Below are 4,786 nucleotides of genomic sequence, written 5' to 3'. Positions count from 1 at the left end.
CCCCTTGGGCCCCTGGGTGCTGAAGCGGGGCCGGGAACCGGCTTCCTTCTTCTTGCCCCAGTCCTGGAAACCCTCGGACTTGCGGGCGCCTTCGGGGGCGAGGCCCCGGGACCCGGCGCGGACGACTCGCTCGCGGGGCGAGCCCTTGTCGTCATACGGCTTCCAGGCGCGGGCCTCTGTCCGGCCGCCTGCCCCCCGAGGACCCTTGCCGCCCGGCTTCGCGCCGAAGCCGCCGCTGCGTCCACGAGGACCCGAGCCTTCCGAATCACGGGGCTTCCGGTCGGGACGGCCACGAGGAGCGCCCGTGTCTCCACCGCTCCACTCGCGGCGAGGAGGACGGCCTTCGCCGGCCGAAGCCGAACGCCCTGCTCCGCGCGACGCACCGCCGCCGAAACGAGGACGGCCTTCGCCTTCCGACCGACCAGCGCCACCGAAGCGAGGCTTGCCCTCGCCGCCGAAGCGCGGCTTCGAGTCACCACCGAAACGCGGCTTCGAGTCGCCACCGAAACGAGGCTTCGAGTCACCGAAACGCGGCTTGCCCTCACCACCGAAGCGCGGCTTCGAGTCGCCACCGAAGCGGGGCTTCGAGTCGCCACCGAAGCGCGGCTTCGAGTCACCACCGAAACGCGGCTTCGAGTCGCCACCGAAGCGCGGCTTCGAGCCACCACCGAAACGCGGCTTCGAGTCACCACCGAAACGCGGCTTCGAGTCGCCACCGAAGCGCGGCTTCGAATCGCCGCCGAAACGGGGCTTCGAGTCACCACCGAAGCGCGGCTTCGAGTCCCCACCGAAGCGCGGCTTGCTCTCGCCCTCGAAACGGGGCTTCGAGTCACCGCCGAAGCGCGGCTTGCCCTCGCCACCGAAACGAGGCTTCGAGTCACCACCGAAGCGCGGCTTGCCCTCACCACCAAAACGCGGCTTCGAGTCACCGCCGAAGCGCGGCTTGCTCTCGCCATCGAAACGGGGCTTCGAGTCACCGCCGAAACGCGGCTTGCCCTCACCACCAAAACGCGGCTTCGAGTCACCGCCGAAGCGCGGCTTGCTCTCGCCATCGAAACGGGGCTTCGAGTCACCGCCGAAACGCGGCTTGCCCTCTCCACCGAAACGCGGCTTCGAGTCACCGCCGAAGCGGGGCTTGCCCTCACCACCGAAGCGAGGCTTCGAATCACCACCAAAACGGGGCTTCGAGTCACCACCGAAACGCGGCTTCGAATCACCGTCCGCGCCACGACGCGCGGGACCACGAGCCGACGCACCGTCCGCGCTCCACTCCTTGCGCGCGGGGCGGCCTTCACCAGCGCCAGCGCTCCTGCTAGCGCGCGGTCTGTCCTCTCCACCCGCGCCCCACTCCTTGCGCGCCGGACGCCCCTCGTCTCCCGAGGCCGAACGACCGAAGCGCGACGCACCACCGGCAGCCGGCGCACGCCGCGCCGGACCGCGATCCGCGCCACCTTCCGCGCGAGGCCCACGTGAGCGCGGTGAATCCGCCCCACCCGCGCCCCACTCCTTGCGCGCCGGCCGACCCGCGCCACGCGACGGGCGCTCACCCTCGTCACCACCCGAGCGCCGCGCACCGCGACCCTCGGCAGCGGCCCCTCGCGGACGCCCGAAGCGAGCCAGCCCGGAGCCACCATCCACCACGGGCTTCCACGCCGCCCCTCCAGCCCCCGTCGGAGCCTTGCGAGCCCCACGCTCACCCGCCGCCTTCCGAGGCGCGGGAGCGTCATCGTCCATGGACAGCTCGTCCTCGTCCGACTCATTGAAGCCCGGCGCCGCGCGCCCATGACGCCGAGGCGGCAGCCGCAGCTCCGCCGTCGGAGGCGCGACACGGCCCTCGGCCACATCGTTCAGCAGCTCGACCTCGGTCTTCTTCAGCGGACGCAGCGCTCCCGGCCGCAATCCTTCCACGCCAATACCCGCGTAGGCCGGACGGAACAGGCGCACCACCGGGTGCCCCACCGCGGCACACAGCCGCTTGATGAGGTGCGGACGGCCTTCCGCCACGACAATCTTCAACCAGGTGTTCTTCTCGGCCGACTCGAATACGCCCACCGACACCGGCGTGGCCATGCCGTCTTCCAACCGCACGCCACCACGCAGCTTGTCGAGCGTCAGGATGTCGGGCTCGCCCTTCACCTTCGCCAGATACGTGCGAGGCACCTGGAAGCTCGGGTGCGTCAGCTTGTGCGCCAGCGCGCCATCGTCCGTGAAGAGCAGCGCTCCCTCGGCGTCGTAGTCCAGGCGTCCCACCGGGAACAGGCGCTTGCCCGTCTCCTCCAGGTAGTTGGCCACCGTCGGCCGACCCTGGGGATCCGACAGGGTCGTCACCACACCCACGGGCTTGTAGAGCAGGAAGTAAGAGGATTCTTCAGGGGGGGTGACGAGCTTTCCGTCCACCGAGACCAGGTCCGTGCCCGGCTCCACTCGGCTCCCCAGCTCCGTCACCGTCGTGTTGTTCACGGCCACTCGGCCCGCGGTGATCAGCTCTTCTGCGTGCCGGCGCGAAGCAACTCCCGCGCGGGCCAGGTACTTCTGTAGTCGTTCTGCCGACATTACTTCCCCTTCTTCCATTGCTGCCCGTCACTCGGGCTTCGGCCCCTCGGCGCCCGTCTCGGGCTTCGGGGGCGTGTCCAGGACGCTGGAGCTGGCTTTCTGTGTCCGCTCAGCCGCCTCGATGGCGTGTTCCAGGTCCTCAAGCGCCGCCTCGCTGGCCGCCGCGTTCTTCTCCATCCGCTTCGTGAATCCCGGGTCCGATAGCGCTTCCACCGTTCCCGCTGCCGCCGGCGCCGGTCGTACTTCTTTCTCCACGATTTCGCGATGCTCCTGCGTGAGTTCGTGGAATTCCCGCAGCGTGGGCAGCGCTGACAGGTCCTTCAAGGCGAAGAACTCCAGGAATTCGCGAGTAGTCCCATAGAGGATGGGGCGCCCCACCTCTTCGCGTTTGCCCAGGATTTTCACCAGCTTGCGATCGATCAACGCCTTGAGGACGGCGCCGCAATCCACCCCGCGGATATCCTCGAGTTCCGGCCGAGTGACTGGCTGCCGGTAGGCGATGATGGCCAGGGTCTCCACCGCCGCGCGGGTGAGTCGCTGCGGCTTCACCCGGAGGTAGCGCCGCACGTACTCGCCCGAGTGTGGGTCCGTGCGGAACTGCCAGCCCCCGGCGACTTCGTACAGGACGATGCCGCTGATGCCGTCCCGGTGGATGCCGGAGAGCTGGTTGAGGGCCTCGGCGATGAGCTCCCGCTCGATGCCGGTGGCCTGCCACAGCTCGTCCACGGACAGCGGCCGCTCCGCGACGAAGAGCACGCTCTCCACCACGGTGCGGATGCGGTCCTGGGACAGCTTGCGGCTCTTGGAGACGAGCTTCTCGAAGGAGGTCTCCAGGTCTGGCGTGACGCCGTCCTGGTCCTCCTCGATGGCCGCGGCCTCGACTTCGTCCAGCTCGTCCGCCAGTCCAGGCCCGGTGACGGCGGCCAGCTCTTCCTCTGAGAACGGACTGGGACCTCCGGACGCGACTGGAACCTCCTCGTCCGAGGCACGGGGGCCTTTCCTACCGGTAGTCACTCTCGTCGACCTCCGTGGGGACCAAGCGCTCCAGGGCGTCCCCGTTGGGCAACAACAGGATGGGGCCGAGCGACTCGTCCTGTACCACACGGATGAGCCGGCGTTTGACCATCTCCAGGATGGCCAGGAAGGTGATGACGATTTCCTGGCGCGTCGGCGTCGTTTCCTCGGTGAACAGGCTCTCGAAGAGGACCTGCCCATGGGGATGCAGGCGCTGGGCGATGCGGAGGATGGCCTCGGAGAGCGTCACCCGCTCGCGCACCACCTCGTGCTGCACCTTGGGCTGCAGGCGCTCCAGCACCCGGTCCAACGCCTCGATGAGCTTGAGGACGCTGAACTCCTGGAGGCCGACCTCCTCCTCAGGGATGGGCACCGCCTCCACCGGCACGCTGCGCGCGAAGACGTCGCGGCCGAGGATGTCCTGCATGGCCATGTGCTCGGCGGCGTCCTTGTACTTCTGGTACTCGAGCAGCCGCCGCACCAGCTCCGCGCGCGGGTCCTCGGGCTCCTCGACCGCGGCCAGGGCCTCGCCGCCCTCGGGCACGGCCACCGCGTCCTGGCGCGGCAGCAGCATGCGGCTCTTCAGGTGGGCCAACGTGGACGCCATCACCAGGAACTCCCCGGCGATGTCCAGGTTGATCTCCCGCATCCGCTCCAGGTGCTCCAGGTACTTCTCGGTGATGAGCGCCAGGGGGATGTCGAAGATGTCGACCCGATGCTCCTTGATGAGATGGAGCAACAGGTCCAGCGGCCCTTCGAAATTGGGCAGCGCGACGCGGAAGGCGTCGCCCGGGGTGCGGGGCGGTTCGCCGTCGCGGAGGCCCTCGTCGGCCGAAGTGGGACGGCCGTCACTCACCGGCGGAACCTGGCTGCCCTTCTGGCTTTCGGTGGCGGCTCGTCATCACGCAAGGGCTCAAATCCGCCGGCCTCGAGCGCGAGCCGGGGGACACACCTCCTTAACAGTGGCTTTTAGGTGGGTCAAACAAACGGCGGTAAACACCCGTTCAGGCCCAGGACCTCACGGGATGCCCACCGCGCGCCGGACCTTGTCCATCAACCGGGCGGCCTCTTCCCGAGCGCGATTCGCGCCGTCCTGGAGGATGCGCTCCAGTTCGGCCGGGTCGCTCACCAGCTCGGCGTACCGCCGACGGGCCGGGCCAAAGGTCGTCAGGTAGGCCTCCAGGAGCCGCTTCTTGAAGTCCCCGTAGCCCTTCCCTCC

The 4,786-nt window shown here is 69.0% G+C and carries 3 protein-coding genes and 1 pseudogene; all 4 read right to left on the bottom strand.

The window, feature by feature from the left end; translation table 11 throughout:
* Positions 1-2,553: pseudouridine synthase (locus FJV41_RS54440; RefSeq protein WP_246137885.1), on the bottom strand; the 2,553-nt coding region annotated here is incomplete at its 3' end.
* A gap of 27 nt (positions 2,554-2,580) precedes the next feature.
* Positions 2,581-3,567, bottom strand: a complete 987-nt coding sequence (gene scpB, locus FJV41_RS47950; protein ID WP_141649325.1) for an SMC-Scp complex subunit ScpB — start codon at positions 3,565-3,567, stop codon at positions 2,581-2,583.
* Entirely contained in the window at positions 3,554-4,423 is an 870-nt protein-coding gene (locus tag FJV41_RS47945) for a segregation and condensation protein A (RefSeq protein ID WP_141649324.1), read from the bottom strand. Before FJV41_RS47945 ends, scpB begins: the two co-directional genes overlap by 14 nt.
* Before the next feature lie 162 nt (positions 4,424-4,585).
* A pseudogene (locus FJV41_RS47940) lies at positions 4,586-4,786 on the bottom strand (tryptophan--tRNA ligase); the annotation flags it as partial.

This window comes from Myxococcus llanfairpwllgwyngyllgogerychwyrndrobwllllantysiliogogogochensis (assembly GCF_006636215.1).
Lineage (GTDB): Bacteria > Myxococcota > Myxococcia > Myxococcales > Myxococcaceae > Myxococcus > Myxococcus llanfairpwllgwyngyllgogerychwyrndrobwllllantysiliogogogochensis.
This window is presented reverse-complemented; position numbering and strand designations above follow the sequence as displayed.